Below are 21,637 nucleotides of genomic sequence, written 5' to 3'. Positions count from 1 at the left end.
CCCCGCCGCCGGACATGTCTAGGCGGCCTTTGCGATGGTGGCGGGTTCGATGTCCAAGTGGCCATGGGCATAGGGTTCGGCGGCACTGGTGAACGCCTCTGTGTCGTCCAAGGCCATCAGGGAACCGGATACGACTTCCATCGCGCCGCCGCCGTGCAGGCGCCGCAGGAGCTCGCCCACCGCGAGGATCGCAGCGGTGAGCCCGACGAACGGCACACCGATAGTGCGCGACGCGATCTGCGCAAGGCCGCACCCGTCGACGCCCTTCTGCTTCATCGCCTCGTAGGCGGGCATTCCGGACACGTCGGGCGCCGTGGGCAATGCCGCGACGCCACCCCAGATTGTGCCCGCGCTCTTGGGGCCGGGGAAGCAATGGAGCGAGAAGTTCCGGAACCCCTGGGTGCCGGCGCCTAGGCCCGCCTCGACCACCAGGTCGAAGCATGCGTCTTCCAAAGCCGTGCGGGCGACCGCGTTATCGACGCCGCACAGGGCCGCCCCGGGCTCGAGATGGTGCCGGCGCGTCCAGGCGCCGAAGCGCCGTTCCTCGTACCGGACCTCGAACCCCCGGCGCTCGAGCCAGTCGCCGACCCAGCGCGACTTCATGACTGTCGGCTGTCCGGGCACCGCGAGCAGCGAGGTGCTGTCGTTCGAGACGGCCATCTTGTCGAAGTCCTGCAGCATCAGCATGGTCTCCGACCCGTCGGGATATGGCAGCGACGCCAGCGCCCAGGCGAACGCCTGTCCAAGGTTCCCCAGACCGATGAGCCAGAGGTGCGTCGGAAGGTGCCGAAGCGCCGGCTCGGTCGAATCCGACTCCATCCAAGACGTGTCCGGCCGCCAGATCGAGAGGCCAGATGCGCGCCGGCCCGCCATTTCGTGGTCACCGGCGTGCCAGGCGAAGGCTTCGCCGACGCAGGCCGCGGCGGCCATCGCCGGTGCGAGGGCAATGGCGTCGCCCGTCGTCCCCTCGGTCCAGGCCGCCGGCACTACGCCGCCGCGCCAGCCAGACCATACCAGGCGCCAGGCGGGCGCTCGACCCGGCGGGGGTGCGACGTTGCCGATGATCGCGCGCGGCCAGCCGCCGCTGACCTGTTCGACGCATGTGGCGCCGAGCGCCTCGACGGCCTCGCGCAGGGTGGTCTCGGTCGCCAGCTTCGTCATGAGCGGCTGGTCGTCGGCGCCTTCGACCTCGACACCGCCGAGCATCGTTCGGCGTGCCGTGTTGACCAGGGTCAGCAGGGCGACCTGCCCGTTCACCGTCGCCGCCGCCGCAGGATCGACGCTTATCGCCAGGCCGAAGCGGGAGAGCATGTCCACGGCGTCCTCGGCCGAGCCGGCGCGCCCGCTGTCCATGAAGTATTTCGCCGTGCGGTGCAGGCGATCGGGATCGGTCGTCATAGGAACTTGCTCCAGAAGTCATTGTGGATGAAGCGCCGCGCGCGGGTGCCGGAATGGTCGATCCACGCATGGTCGCCTCGATATTCGAACACGCCGAGGCGCGCGGTCGCAGGGCTCCCTGTGGCGAAGTTGGGCACGATGATCGCGATGTGCCCCTCGCGCGCGACCATCGGGTTCGTACGGTCCGCCTCACTCTGGAATGCGCCACCCGGATGCGTGTGCACGTCGCCGACGACGGTCAGGCCGCGTGCGCGGCATATCGACCACAGCGCCGCGAATGCTGGTGCGCGGAGGATGCAGACCCCCGAGCCGTAGGCCTCGGGGGCCAGGTCGTCGTAGAAGACGATGTCCTGCACGTCGCGGAAGTCGCCTTCGCGGGTGCCGAGGAGGAAGGCGCCCGCCTCGTGCCGGCGTTCGCCGCGCCGGTCGAGCTCGGCGAGCAGCGCGACCCAGCGGTTCGGCCCGATGCGGATGCCGCGACTACGCCGCAGCAGCGCCCGTGTAATCGTCCTGATTGAGAAGGTCATGGACTTGCTCCAGGTAGCAGATGATGCCGCGGGTGGGCTGCCACAGGCGGTTGGGATGCTGGTTCACCCACACCTCGTGACCATTCATCGAGATGCGGTCGCAAGGGAGGTAGAGGCAGGTGCCGCCCTGCCATTCGGGCCGGAACACCGAAGGCAGGATCGACTTGCCGCGCGGCCAGCGGTGCGCCGCGAGTGGCGCGTTGGTTGTGAGGTTCCAGGGCTGGGCGGTGACGGCCTGATGCGGATAGCCGCTGCATTCGAACCGCAGGCCGAATTCGGCTGGCGAGTCCATACGGGGGGCCGCCGAAACTGCGATGACCACGTGGGGCCAGGCCTGCGACACGAGCCGCCACCGTCCTTCGAACTGGCCGCACCGGAACTCCGGTGCGGCCAGGTCGCGCTCGAGCAGCAGCTGACTGGGGCTGACGGGCGCGTTCACCTCAGCCCTCGACGCGGATGTCGGGGACGAGGTCGAAGCAGAGTTCGCAATGACCGTGCTTCGCGAGCTTGTGCAGCGGCGTGTCAGTCGGCGGCCGGTCGGTGCCGCCGCAGATCTGCAGGACGTGCTCGGCGGCGTCGCGCTCGGCCAGCTTGAAGTGGTCGACCGCCCACGCCTTGACGCGGCGCACGCGGGCACCGGGGGCGAAGCTGTGCTTAGCGGTCTTCTCAAGATAGTGGATGGTGACGTCGATCTTGCGGCACTTGGCGAGGTGCAGCTTCGCGCCGTGCTTGATGTGGTGGGGGCGCTTGTGGCCGTGCCACTCGATCGGGTCATCATCCTCGTCGCGGAAGAGGATGAACTCCTCGTCGATCTCGATGCCGGCCTCCTTCACGGAGGCGTGGACGATCTCGATCGAGGCGTTGTCAGGCAGGTCGACCTCGACGAGGCGGTCGTGGCCCTGGACGGCGATGAAGACAGTGTGGGACATGGGGCTTGGCTCCTGATCAGGCGGCGAACCGGCCGCCCTCAAGAAACCCAGCGAAATTGGCCCAGTGGATTCAGGAAGGAATCTTTAGTCTGGCAGAAATATGCCTACGCACTGGCGTGAGCCCGTCGAGGTCACCTCGGGGATCGTGATCGCCAAGGTGACGCCCAAGCCAGCTGGATCGATGTCTGCTTCTGAATTTTAGCCGACGGAAAGTTGCATGTCCGCTGTCGGCCCAGCTTCTGACGTTACCAGAGGCCAGTCGGGCGAACGTTGAATGTCCGCTTCTGACAAGAGGCGCCGTTCGACATGCCGCAGGTGAACGGCAGCAAAGTCCCACTTCGCTCCATTTCCGCTATCGCTGATCAACCGCGTTGGCGAACATGAATGGATGTCCGAAGTTGGGGAGCGCGAAATGACCTCTGAATGTCGTGTTGTGGGTCTCAATCCTTGGTGCCGCTTCCATCAGGAGTTGTCGTTGCCATGCTGTCCGGCGGTACAGATAACCATCCCCCGGCAGTGGCGACGTAAAGGCGTGCAACGTTGAGGAACTGACGGGTTTGCGCGACGACCAGGCCGTTGCGCGCTCGCTGATAAAGCCGCTCGGATTCAAGCACCTGAAGGATGCCTGAATTGCCGACCTCGAAGCTCCGTTGAGACAGATGACGGGACCGCTCGGCCACCTGCACCGACGATTGCTGGTCGGCGACCGAACGCGCGTTGTTCTGGATGGAGGAGAGCAAATCCGCGACTTGGCCGAAGGCGACCAGCACAGTCTGTTCATAGTTGGCCTGGCTGGCACGGGCGCGATCCATGGCAGCGTCTCGCTGTGCCTTGAGCGTCCCCCCGTGGAAGATCGGTGCGGTCAGACCGGCAAACAGGTCGTAGCCGCGAAAGGCATTCTTGACGAGATCGCCCACGGCAGGCGCCCCTTGGCTCAGCGTGGCGCCGAGGGTGATGTCGGGATAGAGGCGCGCGGTGGCTACCCCGATCGCGGCCGTGGCGGCATGAAGCTCCGCTTCAGCCTGCAGGATGTCGGGGCGGCGATGGACGAGGGTTGATGGCAATGCCACCGGGATGGAGGCTGGCAGCGTCAGCCGATCCAGCGAGATGTCCAATGGAGCAAGTTCGCCAGGCGTCTTTCCGAGCAATGTGGCCAGCAGGTGCCGCGCCTCGGCAAGCTGCTGATCGAGCTGGGGAAGGTCGCTGCGGTCCGCGGCATATTGGCTCTGCGCGTTCAGCACCTCGACCAAAGTGCCTTCGCCGCCCAAACGTCGCTTCTGTGTGAGATCGACGTTGCGCTGATCGTCGGCAAGCAGGGCATTGGCGGTGGCGATCTGGGCATTGAGCGCCGCGATCGTCAGCACCTGATTCACCACCTGCCCGGCGATCGTAAGATGGGCCGCCTCGGTCTGGCGCTGCTGCGCTTCGGCTTGGGCGGCCGTTTGTTCGACGCTGCGTCGCAGCCCGCCGAACAGGTCCAAGTCATAGCTGATGCCGCCACCAACCGTGTACAGGCCAAATTCCGGATTGCCGCCGGGAGCGAGGGGGTTGCTGCCGGAGAAGCCGAATGCGGCGAGGTTGACCTGCTGCTGGTCGATCCGGGCATTGGCGTCGACTTGCGGCAGGCGACGCCCGGCAATCGCGCGAACCTCCGCCCGGCTGGCGGCGAGTGTCGCGTTACTGGCGGCAAGGCTGCGATTATGCGCGATCGCCTCGTCGACCAGGGCATCGAGCTGCGGCGATCCGAACACCGTCCACCAACGCTGGCCCGGTCCATGGCCGAGGGTGACCTGGGCAGGCATCGTATCGCCGGGCGTCTGATAGCCGCTTGTCGGCGTCGGAGCGGCCGGCCGCGCGAATTCCGGGCCGACGGTGCAGCCGGCCAGGGCGACCGACAGGAAGAGGGAGGGGACAATACGCATCGCGTTGGTCAGTCCATATGAATCGTCGGCGTATCGCCACCGCGCCCGCGCGGACCCCGCATCAGCAGCAGCAGGGGGATGACAGCCAGGGTCAGGATGAAGAGCAGCCAGAAGGCATCGACATAGGACACCATCGCCGCCTGCCGCGTGATCTGGGCGTTGAGCGCCGCAATCGCGGCAGGAGCATCGAAGTCGAAGCTGGAAGGCAGCACCGGATTGTCCGGTCGAATGGCCTCGACCAGGCGGGAATGGACCGTCGCGCCGTTGCGGATCGTCAGGGCCTGCAGAACGGAGATGCCCACTGCCGAGCCGATATTGCGGGTCAGGGTGAACATCGCGGCCCCTTCATTCCGATAGCGGCTGTCGAGCGTAGCGAAGGCGATGGTGGTCAGCGGCACGAAGACGAGACCGGTGCCGATCCCCTGAACAAAGCCTGAGACGATCACCAGCCGCTCGTCCATGCCCAGCGTGAACCCGGACATGATGTGCAGCGAATAGGCGGCGATGGCGAAACCGACGAAGATCAGCAATCGCGCATCCACCGTCTTGATCAGTCGTCCGACCAGGATCATCGAGATCAGCGTGCCGATCCCCCGCGGCGCGGTCACCAGCCCCGTCAACACGACCGGATAGCCCATCAGCGTCTCGAGCATCGTCGGCAGCAGCGCCAGCACGCCGAAGAGCACGGTGCCGAGGAAGAAGCCGAAGATCGACCCGGCCAGGAAATTGCGATCCTTGAACATGGCGATATCGATGAACGGTCGTCGCGCGGTCAGCGTATGAACGACGAACAGATAGCCGAAGAACAGGCCGAGCGCTGCCTCCATGCAGATCTCCGTCGAGCTGAACCAGTCTTTGGTCTGGCCGCGATCGAGCATCAGCTGGAGCGATCCGATCGCCAGCGCCAACATGGCAAAGCCGAAGAGATCAAGACGCGGGCGCGTGGCATCCTTGGTCTCGGTCAGGAACCCGGACAGGCCGGCAAAGGCGAGCGCGCCGATCGGCAGGTTGATGTAGAAGACCCAGCGCCACGACAGATTGTCGGTCAACCAGCCGCCCAGCGCTGGACCGATGATCGGCCCCAGGATCGCGCCCATGCCCCAGACCGCCATGGCTGGGCCGTGGCGTTCGGGCGGGTTGATGTCGAGCAGGATCGCTTGGCTCATCGGCACGAGCGCAGCGCCAAACACCCCCTGCAACAGGCGGAAGCCGACCAATTCACCCAGGCTGTTGGCGATGCCGCACAGACCGGAGACGGCCGTAAAGCCGACGATCGACCATAGCATCAGCCGCTTTCGTCCGAATCGTCCCGCCAGCCATCCGGTCAGCGGCGTCATGATCGCAGCGGCAACGATATAGGAGGTCAGTACCCAAGTGATCTCCTCGCCCGAGGCTGACACGCTGCCCTGGATATGAGGAAGCGCGACATTGGCGATCGTGCTGTCGAGCGAATTCATCACGGTGGCTGCCATCACCGAGGCGGTGATGAAGCGCCGCGACACCGGGTCCGGATAGGCGGTCGTCATCGCGTGGCGGCGTCGCTGCCGAACAGATGACGGTGATGGCCGGTATCCACCCGCACTTCGACGCTCAGCCCGGCGTGCAGGGGGACGCCGCGCGGCATGCGGTCGATGCTGAACTCGACGGGAAGACGCTGCACCACCTTCACCCAATTGCCGGTCGCGTTTTCGGGCGGGAGCAACGCGAAGCTATTGCCGGTGCCGGGGCTGAAGCTGGTCAGGCGGCCGGTCAGTTCCAGATCGGGAAACGCATCGACATGGAAGGTCGCCCGCTGCCCGACCCGCATGTGGTTCAATTGGTCTTCCTTGAAGTTGCCCTCGACCCACAGGCGCGTGCCGGCCAGGGTGAAGACCGGCTTGGCGGCACTGACATAGCTCCCCGGCTGCAGCTGATCGACCTTGGTGACGATGCCGTCCTGTGCCGCACGAACAATGGTATATCCCAGATTGAGCCGCGCTCGCTCGAGCGCCGCCTCGGCTCGCTGAATTGCCGGCTGGCTGGCGGTCGGGGCGTTGACGCTGCCGGTCAGGGTGGCGGCAACACCGGCATTCTGCTGCACCGAAGTCTGGATCTGCTGACGTGCCGTTTGTGCAGCCAATACGGCCTGGTCATACTGGTTCTGCGACGAGATGCCTTCAGCTACGAGCGACTTCTGCCGGGCGGCCTCGCGCTCTGCATAGGAGAGCCGCGCGCGTGCGGCGGCAAGGCCAGCCTCGCCTTCACGGTAATTGGCGCGCAGCGCCGACACCTGGGTACGGGCATTCGCCAGTTCCGCTTCGGCCTCGTCCACCGTCGCTTGGAACGGGGCGGGGTCGATGCGGAACAGGATATCGCCGGCCTTGACCGATTGGTTGTTCCTCACAGCCACCGCGATCACTCGGCCGGACACACTGGCGCTGACCGGCACCAGGCCAGCCTGAAGATAGCCGTTGTCCGTCTCCTGGTATCGGCCACCGCTCAGGTAGAAGTACAGCCCGACCAGGATCGCGACGACCGGAGCTGCCAGCAGCAGTGGTAAGCGCCAGCGGCTGCGCCGGGCCGGCGGTGTGTCTGATCCCGCAACGATAGGAGCGGGGTCGGTAACCGGGGGCGCGTCTGCCAAGGCTTCCGGATCGGATCGACGATTAGGGTGATCTTCCAAACTCATAGCACCTCAGAAGGTCCAGACCTGCGCAGGGCTGCCGCTGGTGGGTCGAATGGCCGGTGCATCCGCTTGAGGAGGAAATCAACTAAATAGTACGTTACCGTATAAACAAACAATCCTTACCATTTGGGGATGGGCTCGATAGGGGTTCATCGTTACCGATCGTGCGATATGACGCCCGGACGAGCGGGCGAATGGCAGTTTGGGAGAATGACAGTCGATGACCGTACCTGGCGACGGCGCGAGCGACACCTCGATCAGTGGAACGCAGCGTAGCTTTGCCTCCCAAGTCGCATTGATCGCGCGATTGCTGCGCAAGCGATTTGACGAGCGCGCGCGTGCCATGGCGATGGATGGAGAGGAGGCACTGTCCCAGGCACAGTGGCGCGCACTTGCCACCATCCATCTCAATAGCGGCTGCACCCAGAAAGAGCTGGCCGAACGGCTGGAGATCGGACCGGTCGCGACCGGACAGACGATCGATCGCCTCGAACGGCTCGGTTGGGTCGAGCGCAAGGCCGATGCCGGCGATCGCCGCGTCAATCGGCTCCACGTCACGCGCGCCGCGCTGCCGATCCTGCATCGCTTGGGCCTGCTACCCGACAGCGACGATCCCTATGCCTGTATCGCTCTTCCTCACGACAAGATGGCTCAACTGACGGCCCTTCTGGATGAGGTCATCACAAGCCTGTCCCGATCGTCGTAATGCCAGTCACACTTCTCAGGCTAGAGCCTGGTTGGTTGGAATTTGACTGGATTGCAGTTGCGATATGAGCTGCATCCGGTCCGATGAGCACGAGGTTAAGCTCGCTGCGGCTGACTTTCGAAGTCCATGGTGCTGACATAGCTCATCCGCGGCTTTCAACATGAACGAATGGCAGAAGTTGGGAAGCGGGCGCGCACCACGGAATGACCGGTTCTGGATCCCTAAAGCCTAAAGCCACCCATTCGCGCGTGCCGTTCGCCCCGCTTCGATGCGGTTAGCCGCACTTAGCTTGGACGCTGCGTCCGAAAGATAGTTTCTAACGGTGCCTGGAGAAAGGTTCAGGCGGCGGGCAATTTCCTTGTTCGATAGTCCTTCTTCGGCCAAGCGAAGTGTGTCGCGTTCACGATCCGTCAGCGGGTCACGGCCAATTTCCCAAGCGGCTGCGGCAAGTTCGGCAGGGATCGCGCGTCCGCCGGCAGCGACGGTGCGTATCGCTGCGGCGAGATCGTCAACGGGTGCGTCCTTCAACAGGTAGCCGCGGACGCCAGCACTTTGGGCGCGAGCGAGATAGCCGGGGCGCGCAAACGTCGTCACGATCACGACTGCGGTACATAGTGCTTCGGCCGCGATTATCTGGGCGAGTTCGAGACCAGTGGGGCCCGGCATTTCGATGTCGGACAACAGGATATCGGGTTGATGTGCTCGGACTAATTCCAGAGCGGCGTCGCCATCGGTGGCACGCCCGACGATTACGAAGTCGGGTTCCATCGCCAACAGCGCGGCGATCGCGCCGAGTACCAGCGTCTGGTCTTCGGCGATGACGATCCTGGTGGGGTTGGAGCGGGTCGGCGTCATGCCGGTACGCTGGCTTCCAGGCGGGTGCCCGGGTACATAGGCGTCAGCGTGAGATGGCCACCAGCGGCGACCAGTCGCTGGCGCATACCGGTGAGGCCGTTGCCTTCGCGGAAGGACAGGCCGACACCGTCGTCCTCGATGATCAGCCGCACATCGGCGGGGCCGGTGGCGATGTCGATCTTGCACTGACGAGCGCCGGCATGGCGGATGACGTTGGTTACAGCCTCGCGCAGTGTCATAGCTAGAACGCCACCGGCATTCATAGGTACGTCTGCAGGGTCACCGCTCAGCACAAGCTCGACACCGGCTGTGCGCAGCGCCGCGAGAGAAGCTGCCGTCTCCTGTGCCAACCCACCTCCGGCGTGGCCAGCCAGTGCTGCGCGTACGTCGGCGAGACCGGCTCGGGCGGCGGTGGCGATCGCGGCTACTTCGTCGCGCGCTGCTTCAGCGTCGCGCTCGAACATGCGCCCGGCGAGATCCGCCTTCAACGCGACCAGCGTCAGCGTACGGCCAACGACGTCATGCAGATCGCGCGTGATGCGCTCACGTTCGGCGGTCCCAGCGAGACGGCGGACTTCTTCCTGTGTCGCCAGCAGCGCTTGCGTTCGCTCGTAAAAGGCTTCGCGCGAGATCGTAGCGCCGCCAGTGATCACGACGAGTAACACGCCGGGCAGCCACCAGAGCAGCGGCTGGTTCTGCGTGAAACCGGTGATCGCGACGAAGATGGCGATTAGCGCAATGCCGACGACGGCACCTCTGGGCGGACGGACGCGCCCCATCTCGGCAGATGCGTAGATCGAGAAGGTAGTCCACCCTACAGGAAACGAGGCGAGGGCGATGCCGATGGCGGTGATAGCAAGGCAGACGGCCGCTCGATGCAGCCCGGCCAGCCGATGCGCGACGAAGTAGAGCGGCAGGAACAACGCGAGTGCGAACCCGGTCAGCACCAGCGTCGTGGTGTCCGGCCACTTCCACAACCACGGCAGCGGTATGAAGATCAGGTAGACCAGCCACGGCCACGGGCCCTCCCACCATCGCTCGTGCTTCGTTTGCATGGAGACTTTGTCGAGGGAGGGAGCGCCCATCGTCAAGCGGGGCTCCGCCGCCAGCCCGTCCACGCCCAGGCGATCCCGGCCGCGGTCATCGCTACGACTGCTGAGATATGGACAAGCGGCGAGCCGATCGTCTCGACACCAACGATCCCACGCGCAAGCTGGCCAAGGTGAAAGGAGGGTGTTGCTTCACCCAGCGTCCGCATCCAGCCGGGGAACATCGTGCTGGGAATCCACAATCCGCCCAGTACCGATCCGCCAAGAAAAAGCGCGTTGGCAACCGCGACCGCGCCCTTGCCGCTCATCCGCATCCCCATACCGAAACCGATCAGGGCAAAGGGGATGGCGGAGCCGAGATGAAGCAGCGTCAGCGACGCCCAGGTCACGGCAGATAGGCGGACGCCTGCAATGATCGCCAGCACATCGATGAGGAAAAGCGCCATTGCCGTGGTGACGATCGCCGCAAGCAGCTTCGCCGCTACATAGGCGCCGGCGGGCATCGGCGAAACACGCTTCAGCTCGATCAAACCCTGCTCGCGCTCCATCGCTACGCCTGCGCCGAAACCGAATAGCGCTGGTCCGGTGGCTGCGAAGACGCCGTATCCGGCCAAAGTTGCGGCGGCATACTCAGGCGAGGGTGACTTGGTGACGGCGAGAGTAAAGAGCCCGTAGAACGCGGCGGGCGTCAGCGCGGTCGGCAGAAGGAACTGCGGCAGTCGGATCGTCCGCGTCAATTCGGCAATGGCTTCGCGCAACCAGATGCCACTGGGGGCGGGTGCAGTAACGGCGGTCATGCGGCGATCCTCTCGTCACGCGGCCCCAGCAGGGTGGCAATCGCATCTTCCAACGTCGCATCGGCGACGCGCAGGTCGGCCAGGGTCGTATCGGCCTCAAGAAGCGTGCGGACCGTGGCGGTGGCATCGGCGGTAACGATGCGAAGTTCGGCGCCTTCCATGACCGCCTCCCGGACGCCTGGAAGTCGCACTGCTTGCGCGGCCGCAAGGTGGCTGCGGCAGCGGATGACCGATCCGCCAGCACGCGCACGGAGGGCAGCAGGCGTGTCATCAGCGACGATGCGCCCGGCATCCATCACAACAATCCGATCCGCCAGCGCATCGGCCTCGGCGAGGTCGTGGCTGGTCAGCAGCACGGCCGCGCCGTCCTCAGCCAGCGCGCGGACCGTTCCCCACAACATCCGGGCGGACGCGCGGTCCATCGCGGCCGTCGGTTCGTCGAGCACCAACAGATCGGGCCGGCCGCAGATCGCCAATGCATAATGAACACGCCGCGCCTGGCCGCCCGACAAGGCGCCGCAGCGTCGGTCGGCAAGGCCAGTCAGGCCTGCGAGCGCCAGCGTCTCTGATAGTGGCCGTGGGTCGGGGTAGTAGCCGGACTGAAGCGTCACCGCCTCGGCGATCGTCAACACGTCGGGCAGCCCGGCACTTTGAAGCATCACGCCTAGCCGCCGGCGTGCGGCGGGGCGGCACGGATCGAGTCCGAATAGCATCGCCTCGCCAGCTTCCGGAGCGATGCGCCCCGTGAGCAGCGACACGGATGTGGTCTTGCCCACGCCGTTCGCACCGAGCAGTGCTGTGACCTCGCCGGCGCGGACGCCCATGCTGAAGTTCGCGAGGACCGCGCGGCCGCCAAGCCGCTTCGAGACGTCTGTAAGGCCTGCGACATCGCCAAGGTTGTGGGTCATCTTGCCGCACTCGCGCACTGCATAACAGCGGCTAATGAAAGGGCACCAACGAATGTGAGGGCGTCTGAATGCATGGGTCAACCTCGTCGAAGTTGGCTCAGATTGCGCCACCCCCTGCTTGCCGCGTAGTGACAGATGTCATGGGGGCGGCGATTGACGAATTGAACTCAACGGGCGCCTTACGGCGGTAACTACGACCGCTAAGCCATTGATGATCGAGCGTTAGGAGTTGGGGAGCGGTACGGAGGGCGCGAACGACCGGTTTTGAGTCAAGTCTAGGCTACGAGAGCCCCATCAGTCTTAGGGCTGACCTGATTGTATAGCGGGTCACCGGCCCGCCACGGGCGGCGCTCATGCCGCATGCGTCACATGCCGCGATCAACTGGCTGATCGTAGGCCGCCCGTTACAGTCGCCACTGTCACGACGATAGACCGTGATAGCATCCTGGAGGCAGCCGATTACGGGTTCAGCGCGCTCATAGGCCTGGGCACGGCGATCGCCGTGTCTAAGCGCCATATTTGCGATGCCCTCCATCATTGCCGAGCATCGATAGCCAACCCCTGAGAAAAGGTCACTTGGTCTAAAAAATTGCATGCGTCAGCGGGATGCGACGCTCGATCAGGATGGTTCACCTCGCAGTTCATCTCATAGCGAAGATGAATGAATGTCTGAACTTGAGAAGCGGGAAGGGGGCCCCGAACGTCAGTTTTTGGGTCACCCCTTCTCAAAATCAACTTGACACTGACGTTGATTTTTCCGGGCGTTCGATGGCGAACGGGTCGCGACCAGCTTCCAAGCGTCCTTTACAGAGGTTTGGTGAGGCCGAGGGAAGATGCGTATTGGCCATAGAGCGGTTGGTCTCTTTGCGCTACGCCGCTCGAAAGGGGTAACGATGCGGGACTTTATCAAAGCGTTGGCTTGCAGCGTGGCGTGGATCCCAGTGACGGCGACAGCGCAGAACAGCAATGCTGATCGGCTGTGCAGCGAGCGCCCAGGGCTGACTACCAGCGCCTGCATCACGGCGCCTGGCCGCCTACAGACTGAAACGGGTCTGGGTAACTGGACGCTCGAGCGTCGCGATGGCGAGCGGGTCGATACGGTGCTGATCGCAGATACTCTGATCCGTTATGGTGTCGGCGGGAAAACCGAGCTTCGGCTGGGATGGACGCCATTCGGTGTTCAGCGTGACCGCAAGATGGGTGAAGCAGTGATGCGGGCGCACAGGGTCGGGGACGCCACTATCGGCGTCAAGACATCGGTCATTGAGCGCAAGGGCGATTTGGGATTGGCGATGTCCGGCATCGTTACGGCGCTGCTACCGGTGGGTCGCCAGCCGATCGGCGCTGGCGATTGGGGTGCAACGTTCCAGCTTCCCATCACCTATCGTACGTCGAAGACAATCTCGCTGCAGCTTACCCCAATCGTGTCGGCAGCCGTGAATGACGACGGCAGGGGTCGTCATGCACTGTACGGTGCTGCCGCCGAGATTGAATATTCATTTAGCGAGACGCTGAAAGCCGATCTGAGCACTCAGGTCACGCGGGACGATGATCCGGATCGCACAGTGCGCGGAACTCCTACCTTGGGCAGCTTGGCGTTATCGTGGCAGTCGGATCAAAATACGCAATTCGACGCCGGTGCGAACGTTGGTCTGAACAGCGCTGCACCGGACATCGAGGCATTCTTAGGCATATCGCATAGGTTCTAACACCCTGCTTCTGAACTAAAGTAAATATTTCAATGCCTTTCCCAACATGAACAGGCGGCTGAAGTTGGGCGGCAGGGAAGGGCGCAAACGACTGGATGTGGTTCACCAGCCCATCTGTCTGGATTTATGAATGCTTGGAAGTCAGCCAGCCTTCATCGCTTAGCCAGTCAGCAAGGCGATCTGGCCAGTGCTGGATTGAGATTCGGTCGTTATGCATGCCGAGGTTGAAGCCATGGTCGGTGCTGGCGAACATGTGCAGCTCCGCAGATACTCCGGCGTTCCGGAGCTGGGTGTACAGGTCAAGCGCTGGCGCGGCGCAACAGCGATCAAGGGTGCCCGCCGCAATGAAGGCGGGGGGCGCACCACTTGCTGACCTCGCCGGTATTCCAAGAGGTCCTGGATAGACAAGGACCTGAAAATCTGGTCGAGAGCTTATGTGATCGAAGGCATCGGCTGCTTGCGTGGCAGCTGGGGCAGGATTGTCCGCCACCAGCGATACGATCTCCCCGCCAGCCGAGAAGCCCATTACGCCGATCCGGTGCGGGTCTACCCCATAGTCCTTTGCATGAGCGCGGACCCAGCGGATGGCCTGCCGGGCATCTGCCGCCGCATTACCCTCTATCGTGTAGGTGGAGCCGGGTTCCTTCGCGAGGCGGTATTTCAGGACAAAGCTGGTAATGCCGTAGCGGTTCAGTGCTCGCGCAGGCACCATTCCCTCGTTTTGAAAGACGAGCATGCGATGACCGCCACCGGGGATGATGACGATCGCAACTCCGTTGGCACGTCTCGCATCGGGGCGAGAGACCGTCAGGGATGGCCGATGGACATTATGCACATAGGTGCCATCTTCTAGTTCCTCTTGTTCCGCCGCATGGCGCTCCGAACCAGGCGCGCCTTGAGGCCATATTGAGCCGACCGCGTCGTTGGCATCTGATGCCGCAACCGCAGGACATGCCAGCGCAACCGAGAGCATGAGGAGGTGGCGTGGCCTCTGCACCGAACATCTTCTCCTTTGCCGATTGCGCACGCTCATCGAATGTCCGTTGCGCGGCGGTGTATCGAGCCATCAGTCCCACTGATCCTGCAGGTGTCGGATATACAAGGCTATTGCGACCTTGGTCGTGCATGTGGATCGCGGGCACCCGCGGCGTAAAACAATCTGGAGATGGTCGCCCGGCCTGACGCTACGCTGGTAAGTGCCTTGGTGCATGGCCGTTCGCGCGATCAGCAATCGAGGCCAATGCTCATGGCAGCTAACCTCCAAAAAGTGGACTGTCCGCTTCCCACCGATTGTGTTGAAAAAGGCAGGCTTGCAGTAGTGTCGGCGGTCTGATTCAATTGCCTTGAGGCGAGCGGAGACGGGCCGATGATGGGCGAGCGGACGGTGGCGCAAGAGGCGCTGTTCTTCAGCTTCAGCCTGGAGCGGCACGTGCCGGCGGATCATCTGCTGCGTTCGATCGACCGGTTCGTGGATCTGTCGGGCATCCGCGAGGAGCTGAAGCCCTTCTACAGCGAGACGGGTCGCCCCTCGATCGATCCGGAGTTGATGATCCGGATGCTCATCATCGGGTATTGCATGGGCATCCGGTCCGAGCGGCGGCTGTGCGACGAGGTGCATCTGAACCTGGCGTATCGCTGGTTCTGCCGGCTGGGGCTGGATGGCGACGTGCCCGACCACTCGACCTTCTCGAAGAACCGCCACGGGCGCTTCCGCGACAGCGACCTGCTGCGCCGATTGTTCGAGACGACGGTCGCGCGCTGCATGGCCGAGGGGCTGGTGAGCGGCGAAGGGTTCGCGGTCGACGCCAGCCTGATCCGCGCCGATGCCAACCGCCAGACCGGCGGGCCGGGAAGCGACGGCGTACCACCCGACGCCGACAGCCGTGCGGTCCGCGAGTATCTGGCCGTGCTCGACGATGCCGCGTTCGGCGCAGCAACACCGGTGGTGCCCAAGTATCTGGCGCCGGCCGACCCGGCATCGCGCTGGACCAGCGCGCATCGCGGTCCTGCCTTCTACGCCTACTCGACCAACTACCTCATCGACCTCGACCACGCCGTCATCATGGACGTCGAAGCGAGCACCGCCGTGCGCCAGGCCGAGGTAACCGCGTGCAAGCGCATGATCGCGCGGGTGCAGGACCGCTTCGGCGTCTGGCCCGAGCGGCTGGCAGCCGACACCGCCTATGGCTCGGCGGAGATGCTGGCCTGGCTGGTCCACGAGCGTGACATCCAGCCGCACATCCCGGTGTTCGACAAGTCCGCGCGCCGCGACGGCACGTTCGAGCGCGATGCCTTCACCTACGACCATGACGACGACAGCTACGTCTGCCCTGGCGGCAAGCGGCTGCGCCCCAGGAACCGCAACTTCGCGACCGCCCGGGGCGATGTCGGTCAGGACGGCTTCATCCGCTATCGCGCGCGACAGCAGGACTGCGGCGACTGCGCCTTGCGGGAACGCTGTACGCCCAACATGCCGGCGCGCAAGGTCACCCGCTCGGTCCATGAAGGGGCTCGCGACCTCGCCCGCGACATCGCCACCACCGATGGTTACGTCACGTCTCGCCGCCAGCGAAAGAAAGTCGAGATGCTGTTCGCGCACCTCAAGCGCATCCTGAAGCTCGACCGATTGCGCCTGCGTGGCCCAAACGGTGCCAGGGACGAGTTCCATATGGCAGCCACCGCCCAGAACCTCCGCAAGTTGGCCAAGCTCATCCCGATGCCGGTACAGCCACTACCCGCCTGAGGCGGTCAGCGGCTTCCGACGCAAACCAGCCGCCAATTATCTCCGCGCCAGACGCCGACTTCTTCAACACAATCCACCAATGCCAGACACCCGGTCGGTCGGCTCAGTTGAGCATGCTCCCTATTGCGAGATGAACAAATGGCAGAAGCTGGGGTGCGGGCAGGGCGTCCGGAATGACCGTTCTTGGGTCAATCGTGATCGCAAGGCATGGCGGCCGCTTGTGCCCCTGAGCAGACGCGATACTGTAATCGCAGCGTCATCGTCCGCAAGATCAAGCGCATTTTTTCCGCTTGCGGCACTCGAAGCACCGAATGCAAAGCGATCAAGGATATGCCATGTGCCCCTGGATGCGTTCCTCCGAGGTGAACGTCGACATGGGCAGGCCTGCGGCATTGTAGAGGTTGACGGGCACCACGTTGCTCCAAGCGTACCTGACGAAGCGAGGCCGTTCCACAGGTCCGGACACGACCACGGTGTCACCATCGATCCGAGCGGTCGCGGGGACGAACCTTCGATCGGCATCGGCGATCTCGAAGCCGCTCACGGGCGCTCCTCGGCTAGTCAGACCTCCGGCATGATCGAACCAGATGCGTATGCCCCCGGCCTCGACGGTTGCCTGCCGGAACAACGGACCTGCATAGGCGACGTTCTCGGCATAGGCGATGTTCCTTGCGGCGAGGGCTAGACGATGGGCGACCGTCTGCTTGTCGCCTGGATGCACGTTGTGGGCATCTCCGACGTCGGTGGTGACGGCCATGGCCGTCCCGGCCAGCGCCAGCGCACGCCGCTGGGCGTCGCGGACCAGCCCCCATTCCTCGGCTGGCGAGTCGAAAGAGGAGATTTGGGCATATAAGAACGGGAATGGGCCTTGGGCGAAATCATGTCGCCAATCCGTGATCAGGCCCTGGAACAGATCGGCGTAGTAGGGAGCCCGAGCGACGTTGCTGTTCGTTTCCCCCTGGTACCAGATCACACCCTTGATGCCGTACCCCGTAAATGGGGCCACCATGCCATTGTAGAGGGATGACGGCCGATATGCCTCCTCCGGCGGATGCCATTGACGCGCCGGGGGCGTTCCGCCCGAGGCTCGGATGGCGGCGTCCTCTCGCGATTCCGCGGCCAGAGCCAAATCGGCGTCCGCCTGCTCCTGTTGGAAGCGGGCGCGGGCATCGAATGCGGGCGTAAGCGCCGGGTTTGTCGCGAAAGCCTCGGCGGAGACCCAGCTGTCCGCCGGCGTTCCTCCCCACGTCGAATCGACGACGCCGATTGTCACACGCTCGCGTGCCGCGATCTCGCGGGCGAAGAAGTATCCGATCGCCGAGAAGCCAGCGGCCGTCGCCGGCGTGGTCGTCGTCCACGCCGCATCGACGTCTCGTAATGGCACTGTGCTGCTGCGATGCTCGACGTGCAAGAGTCGGACGCGCGGATTGGTCGCGGCGGCTATCTCAACTGCGGAATCCTTCAGCGGTGCCCCGTCGAACCCCTTCAGCGGAAACTCCATGTTCGATTGCCCGGATGCGAACCAGACGTCGCCAAGCATCACGTCGCGTATGCTGACCGAGCCCTCCGCTTTCTCGCCGTCGACATGCAGGAGGTAGGGTCCGCCCGCCGCCTCCGGCTTCAACCATATCTCCCAACGGCCGAGTCGATCCGCCACCGTGGCAGCGTGCTGATCATGGAGCGCGACCGCTATGCTCGAGCCTGCACGTGCCCAACCCCAGATGTGGATCGGTCGATCTCGCTGGAGTACTGCATGGTCACTGAAAAGGTGGGGAAGACGAAGCTGCGCCGTCGCGGGGGATGCGATGAGCGCGGCGTAGGCGGCGGCAGCGAGCAAGCGGTTCATCATGGACATTCCAGGAGTTCTCAGGATGGAAGCGGCCCACGACCGCCGACGGACGCTTACCCGCCCTCGGGCATATGGTGGGCGGGTTCTCGGGTGGCGCTGTTTCGTTCAGCGAACGGGTACTTCTCCCGCCGCGACGTTCCAACCGCGCAACGTCAGCGAAGTGGCGCGGGGGGCGTGGCTTGCAGGATAGCGAACTTCGATCGTTCGTTCCTCTCCGGGCAGAAGGGCGACATAGTTGTCGCTGTAGAAGGCCGGCAGAACGCGTTTCCCCGCCGCGTCGACCAGGGTCAGCTTGGCATTTAGCGCGGGAACGGCGCTCGAGTTGGTCATTCTGACGGTGACGACCTGCTCGCCGCCGTCCGCTTTCGTGGTCGCGGACGTCTCGAGGGTTACCGACTTCAGGTCGTTCAGCGCGCGGTACGCCGCCTCATTCCTACCGCGCCAGTAAAAATTCTCGGCCACGACCACGCCAGCGCGATCGACCATCTCGAGCTTGACGAGCAGCATCGGATGCGCCGCGAACAGGCGATCGAGCGGGATCGCTGCCAGCGGCGTCGCTGCGTTGGCGACGGCGTTAACCCGGTCTTCGCGCGTGAACAGTTCCGTATTGTCCAGCCCGACGACGCGGGTGCGGACGTGCAGATCCGGCCGAGTGGCGCGAGTGGTGTTCAGGACGATGATCTCGTTGCCGGGCAGGTTGAGCTGGACGTGCAGCGGCTCGGCAGCCTTCTTGGCGCCGTAATAGGCCGCGTGGGTATCATAGTCCCAGCTGTAGATCTGCCACGTGTTGGACGGCCAGGCCGGATGCGTCATCCACAGCAGCCGTCCGGAATTCTTCGTCCACAAATGCCCCAGGAACCCCTCGTACATCGCCTTGTGCGTTTCGAGGTTCATCATCTGTGCCTTGCGTTCGAAATCGGCGAAGCTCGCCGGCGGCCCGAACATCGTGGTGAGCGCGTTCATGAACGTCTTGGTGTCGCCGTTCCCGCTGAAATGCCAGTCGTGATAGGCGAGCGTGTCACTGAGCGGCCAGGTTTCGCTATCCGGCATCGAAGCTCGCACCGACTCGAGCGTCGATAGCGACGGTGTGCCGGTTTCGACTGAAAAACCGGTAGCGAGATCAGTAAAATAGCCGACCGGCGGACGATAATTATAAGGCCCCGATCCCTGCAGATTGACGACGTTCGAGCTGCCGGTGAACCAGCGTGTGCCGTCCTCGCGTGCGATCACGTCGTTCAGCCCCTCGTTGAGCGCCGGATAGGGCACGCCTTCGTTGCGACCGAACCAGAGGATGATCGAGGGGTGGTTGCGATACCGCCGCACCACGTCGTCCGCGTTGCGTAGGAACAGCTCCGGGTCCTGCGGCTCGATCTGGAAATTCTGGGTCGACTGCCAGAAATCGTTCAGGATCATCATGCCATTCTCGTCGGCAAGATCATAGAATTCCTCTTCGGTGTTATTGCCCATCCAGTTGCGGATGACGTTCATGTGCGCCTCCTTCTGGAGGCGGAAATAGGGCGCCAGCCGGTCGCGGTCGACGCGCTTCATCGCATCGTCCATTCCCCAATTGCCGCCCCGCGCGGCGATGGCGACGCCGTTGACGCGGATCGTCAGATGCGGTTCGGGCATCGTCGCGATGACCGGCGTCACCGCCGGCGAGCGTTCACCGGCCGGGGTCAGCGATTCCGCCCAGCCGTTGGCGGATTGCTTGATCGCCTGATGCCGGACGTCGAGGATTCGTTCGCCGCGCAGGCTGGCATCGGTGAATTGCAGATTGACCCGGCGCAGCGCGCCCGCCGCGTCGAACAGCGACAGGTCATAGCTTACCTCGCGGATGCCGAACCGGTCGGTTCGAGTGTCGGACAATTGGCCATCCGCCACCGCCTCGAGCGATAACTGATAGAGCGCCTGTTCGCCGTAGCCGTTTGGCCACCACAATTTCGGATTGGCGACGTGCAGCTGCGCGAAGTCGGCGGGGGTGAAGGCGATGCTGCTGTCGCCAGGCGCCGCGGTCACCGTCTTTTCGACCTTCACGTCGCCGAACGCTGCGCGGACCGTCACCTGACGTGCGGCGGGCCCGTCGTTGTGGATCGGCACGGTGATATAGATGTCGGCGCGATCGGTGCGCGGCAGCGGCAGATCGGTGACGACATGCGGATCGAGCAGCCGTACGGGGCCATGAGCGATCAGTTCCACCGGTCGCCACAAACCCGTGTCGCGATCGCGAATGCCGGGAATCCAGTCCCAGCCTTCGGTCGCGACGAAGGTGGGCCCGTCAATTGCTAGCTGGCCGCCGTTTTCACCAACGCCAGCGCTGATCGACTGCTCATGGGGGATGCCGGGATGGGGCGGCGGCGAGACGCGGACCGCAATCACGTTTTCGCCCGCGACCGGCGTCAGATCGAACTGGCCGCGGATGAACGCCCCGCGCGTCGAGCCTAGCTTGGCACCGTTCGCCCAGATATCGGCGGCGTAGTTGACGCCGCCGAACACCAACGTCAATCGCTTGCCTGCTGCTTCGGGCGGGACGACGAAACGGGTGCGATACCAATAGTCCTGTCGCGCCAGGCTTTCGGGAATCTTGAGGTTGTTCAGGCCGTAATAGGGGTCGGGATAGACGCCGCGGTCGACCAGCGTGGTCAGCACCGTGCCGGGCACGGTGGCCGGTCGCCACGTGCCGCTGACGCTGCCTGGGCGCGACAGCGTCGCGGCATCTTCCCGCACCTCCGGTGCGGCGGCGAGCTGCCACCCTTTGATGATCCAGCGTCCGTCGCGAGTGGGCGCCAGATCGGCGGGAGGCAGCGCCGTGCGGATGGCGGGCGGCGTGGTCGCGTCGCCGCGCGCACGGGGCAGCGTCCAGGCATCCTGCTGCTGAGTGAGCCCGATGTTCGCCTGTTTCTGGAAGGGCCAGCCGACGCCGACGTGCCAGAACTGCGTCGTCGCAAAATCGGGCCGTGCCGCAGCCGCCGCGGCGATCTCGTCGGGTCGGCGCGCATTCGGTGCGAATTGGGCAGCGGCGAGCGATCCGCCGAAATGGCGCGGCGTGGCATCAGGCACCTGGCCGGTCCCAACCGTGGGGGCGACCGCCAGCCTCAGTGCGACCGCGGATGGTCGGCCGGCACGCGAGGCGACGGTGCGACCGTCGACGTAGACGACGAGACTTCGACCGTCGGCGACTGCCGCGACATGCGTCCAGCGACCGGGAGCGATCACGGCGCCGCCGCTGACCCGGACCGACCCGTCGGTCGCAGCGATCCGACCATTGCTCATCGCAAGGCAGCGGCAGACGCCGGCCGGGTCGCCGATCGCTATGAGCACGCCGGTTTCGCCTGCCCGGTCCGGGCGCACCCATGTGGACAGCGTCCATGAGGAGCCCGCCGCAACCGCAGCCTCGGCACCGGTCAGATCGCGCTCGACGCCGATGCCGCCACTAAGAATCGTGACGTTATAAGGGCCGGCGTTTGCGATCGCCGGGGCTCGATCGTTCTGCGTCCCTGTCTGGGCAGACAGAGGGGAGGCAAAGCTTCCGCCGAGCAGCAGCGTTGCGATCATGGCTTTATGTCTCATCGTCGTTCCTCTC

The 21,637-nt window shown here is 64.4% G+C and carries 17 protein-coding genes; 3 read left to right on the top strand and 14 right to left on the bottom strand.

What is annotated here, in order from left to right:
* Nucleotides 1-18 precede the first annotated feature (18 nt).
* The 7 genes from QE452_RS07145 to QE452_RS07115 all read right to left on the bottom strand — a co-directional run bounded on the left by QE452_RS07145 (nt 19) and on the right by QE452_RS07115 (nt 7,444).
* A complete protein-coding gene (locus QE452_RS07145) occupies nt 19-1,398 on the bottom strand; it encodes a hypothetical protein (RefSeq protein WP_309658919.1) in 1,380 nt (459 codons plus the stop codon).
* Nucleotides 1,395-1,925: a Mov34/MPN/PAD-1 family protein gene (locus QE452_RS07140; RefSeq protein WP_309658920.1), complete on the bottom strand. Its 531-nt coding sequence runs from the start codon at nt 1,923-1,925 to the stop codon at nt 1,395-1,397. Before QE452_RS07140 ends, QE452_RS07145 begins: the two co-directional genes overlap by 4 nt.
* Complete coding sequence (locus tag QE452_RS07135; protein WP_309729795.1) at nt 1,879-2,364, bottom strand: hypothetical protein; 486 nt, start codon at nt 2,362-2,364, stop codon at nt 1,879-1,881. Before QE452_RS07135 ends, QE452_RS07140 begins: the two co-directional genes overlap by 47 nt.
* Before the next feature lies 1 nt (nt 2,365).
* The gene (locus QE452_RS07130; RefSeq protein WP_309658922.1) at nt 2,366-2,854 is read right to left on the bottom strand and encodes a hypothetical protein; all 489 of its coding nucleotides are present in this window, start codon (nt 2,852-2,854) and stop codon (nt 2,366-2,368) included.
* A gap of 440 nt (nt 2,855-3,294) precedes the next feature.
* Nucleotides 3,295-4,776, bottom strand: coding sequence for an efflux transporter outer membrane subunit (locus QE452_RS07125; RefSeq protein WP_309658923.1), 1,482 nt, complete (start codon nt 4,774-4,776; stop codon nt 3,295-3,297).
* Between the two features lie 8 nt (nt 4,777-4,784).
* Complete coding sequence (locus QE452_RS07120) at nt 4,785-6,302, bottom strand: DHA2 family efflux MFS transporter permease subunit (protein WP_309658924.1); 1,518 nt, start codon at nt 6,300-6,302, stop codon at nt 4,785-4,787.
* Complete coding sequence (locus QE452_RS07115; RefSeq protein WP_309658925.1) at nt 6,299-7,444, bottom strand: HlyD family secretion protein; 1,146 nt, start codon at nt 7,442-7,444, stop codon at nt 6,299-6,301. Before QE452_RS07115 ends, QE452_RS07120 begins: the two co-directional genes overlap by 4 nt.
* A 217-nt stretch (nt 7,445-7,661) precedes the next feature.
* On the opposite strand from QE452_RS07115, the gene QE452_RS07110 reads away from it, so the two are divergent.
* Nucleotides 7,662-8,147 carry a MarR family transcriptional regulator gene (locus QE452_RS07110; protein WP_309658926.1) on the top strand — a complete coding sequence of 162 codons (486 nt, stop codon included), beginning with the start codon at nt 7,662-7,664 and terminating at the stop codon, nt 8,145-8,147.
* A 228-nt stretch (nt 8,148-8,375) separates the two neighbouring features.
* Here QE452_RS07110 and QE452_RS07105 read toward each other — a convergent pair whose 3' ends face one another.
* From QE452_RS07105 to QE452_RS07090, 4 genes are read right to left on the bottom strand one after another with little or no spacing between them, the layout of a single operon-like run.
* Nucleotides 8,376-9,002: a response regulator transcription factor gene (locus tag QE452_RS07105; RefSeq protein ID WP_309658927.1), complete on the bottom strand. Its 627-nt coding sequence runs from the start codon at nt 9,000-9,002 to the stop codon at nt 8,376-8,378.
* Nucleotides 8,999-10,087 (bottom strand): histidine kinase, encoded by a 1,089-nt coding sequence (locus QE452_RS07100; protein ID WP_309659089.1) that lies wholly within the window; start codon nt 10,085-10,087, stop codon nt 8,999-9,001. The genes QE452_RS07105 and QE452_RS07100 overlap by 4 nt, the downstream gene beginning before the upstream one ends.
* A 2-nt stretch (nt 10,088-10,089) precedes the next feature.
* Nucleotides 10,090-10,848, bottom strand: coding sequence for an ABC transporter permease (locus QE452_RS07095; RefSeq protein WP_309658928.1), 759 nt, complete (start codon nt 10,846-10,848; stop codon nt 10,090-10,092).
* A complete protein-coding gene (locus QE452_RS07090) occupies nt 10,845-11,756 on the bottom strand; it encodes an ABC transporter ATP-binding protein (protein WP_309658929.1) in 912 nt (303 codons plus the stop codon). The genes QE452_RS07095 and QE452_RS07090 overlap by 4 nt, the downstream gene beginning before the upstream one ends.
* A gap of 893 nt (nt 11,757-12,649) precedes the next feature.
* Here QE452_RS07090 and QE452_RS07085 point away from each other — a divergent pair.
* Nucleotides 12,650-13,465, top strand: a complete 816-nt coding sequence (locus QE452_RS07085) for a transporter (RefSeq protein WP_309658930.1) — start codon at nt 12,650-12,652, stop codon at nt 13,463-13,465.
* Nucleotides 13,466-13,589: 124 nt separating this feature from the next.
* On the opposite strand, the gene QE452_RS07080 is transcribed toward QE452_RS07085, so the two are convergent.
* Nucleotides 13,590-14,498 carry an alpha/beta hydrolase gene (locus QE452_RS07080; protein ID WP_309658931.1) on the bottom strand — a complete coding sequence of 303 codons (909 nt, stop codon included), beginning with the start codon at nt 14,496-14,498 and terminating at the stop codon, nt 13,590-13,592.
* Between the two features lie 333 nt (nt 14,499-14,831).
* Here QE452_RS07080 and QE452_RS07075 point away from each other — a divergent pair, with 333 nt between their 5' ends.
* Nucleotides 14,832-16,208, top strand: coding sequence for an IS1182 family transposase (locus QE452_RS07075; RefSeq protein WP_309658932.1), 1,377 nt, complete (start codon nt 14,832-14,834; stop codon nt 16,206-16,208).
* A gap of 322 nt (nt 16,209-16,530) precedes the next feature.
* Here the strand turns inward: QE452_RS07075 and QE452_RS07070 are convergent, their stop codons facing one another.
* A complete protein-coding gene (locus QE452_RS07070; protein WP_309658933.1) occupies nt 16,531-18,057 on the bottom strand; it encodes a sialate O-acetylesterase in 1,527 nt (508 codons plus the stop codon).
* Between the two features lie 105 nt (nt 18,058-18,162).
* Nucleotides 18,163-21,609 (bottom strand): glycosyl hydrolase 2 galactose-binding domain-containing protein, encoded by a 3,447-nt coding sequence (locus QE452_RS07065; RefSeq protein ID WP_405052791.1) that lies wholly within the window; start codon nt 21,607-21,609, stop codon nt 18,163-18,165.
* Between the last annotated feature and the right edge of the window lie 28 nt (nt 21,610-21,637).

The sequence above is a fragment of the Sphingomonas sp. SORGH_AS_0438 genome (assembly GCF_031453475.1).
Taxonomy (GTDB): Bacteria; Pseudomonadota; Alphaproteobacteria; order Sphingomonadales; family Sphingomonadaceae; genus Sphingomonas.
This window is presented reverse-complemented; position numbering and strand designations above follow the sequence as displayed.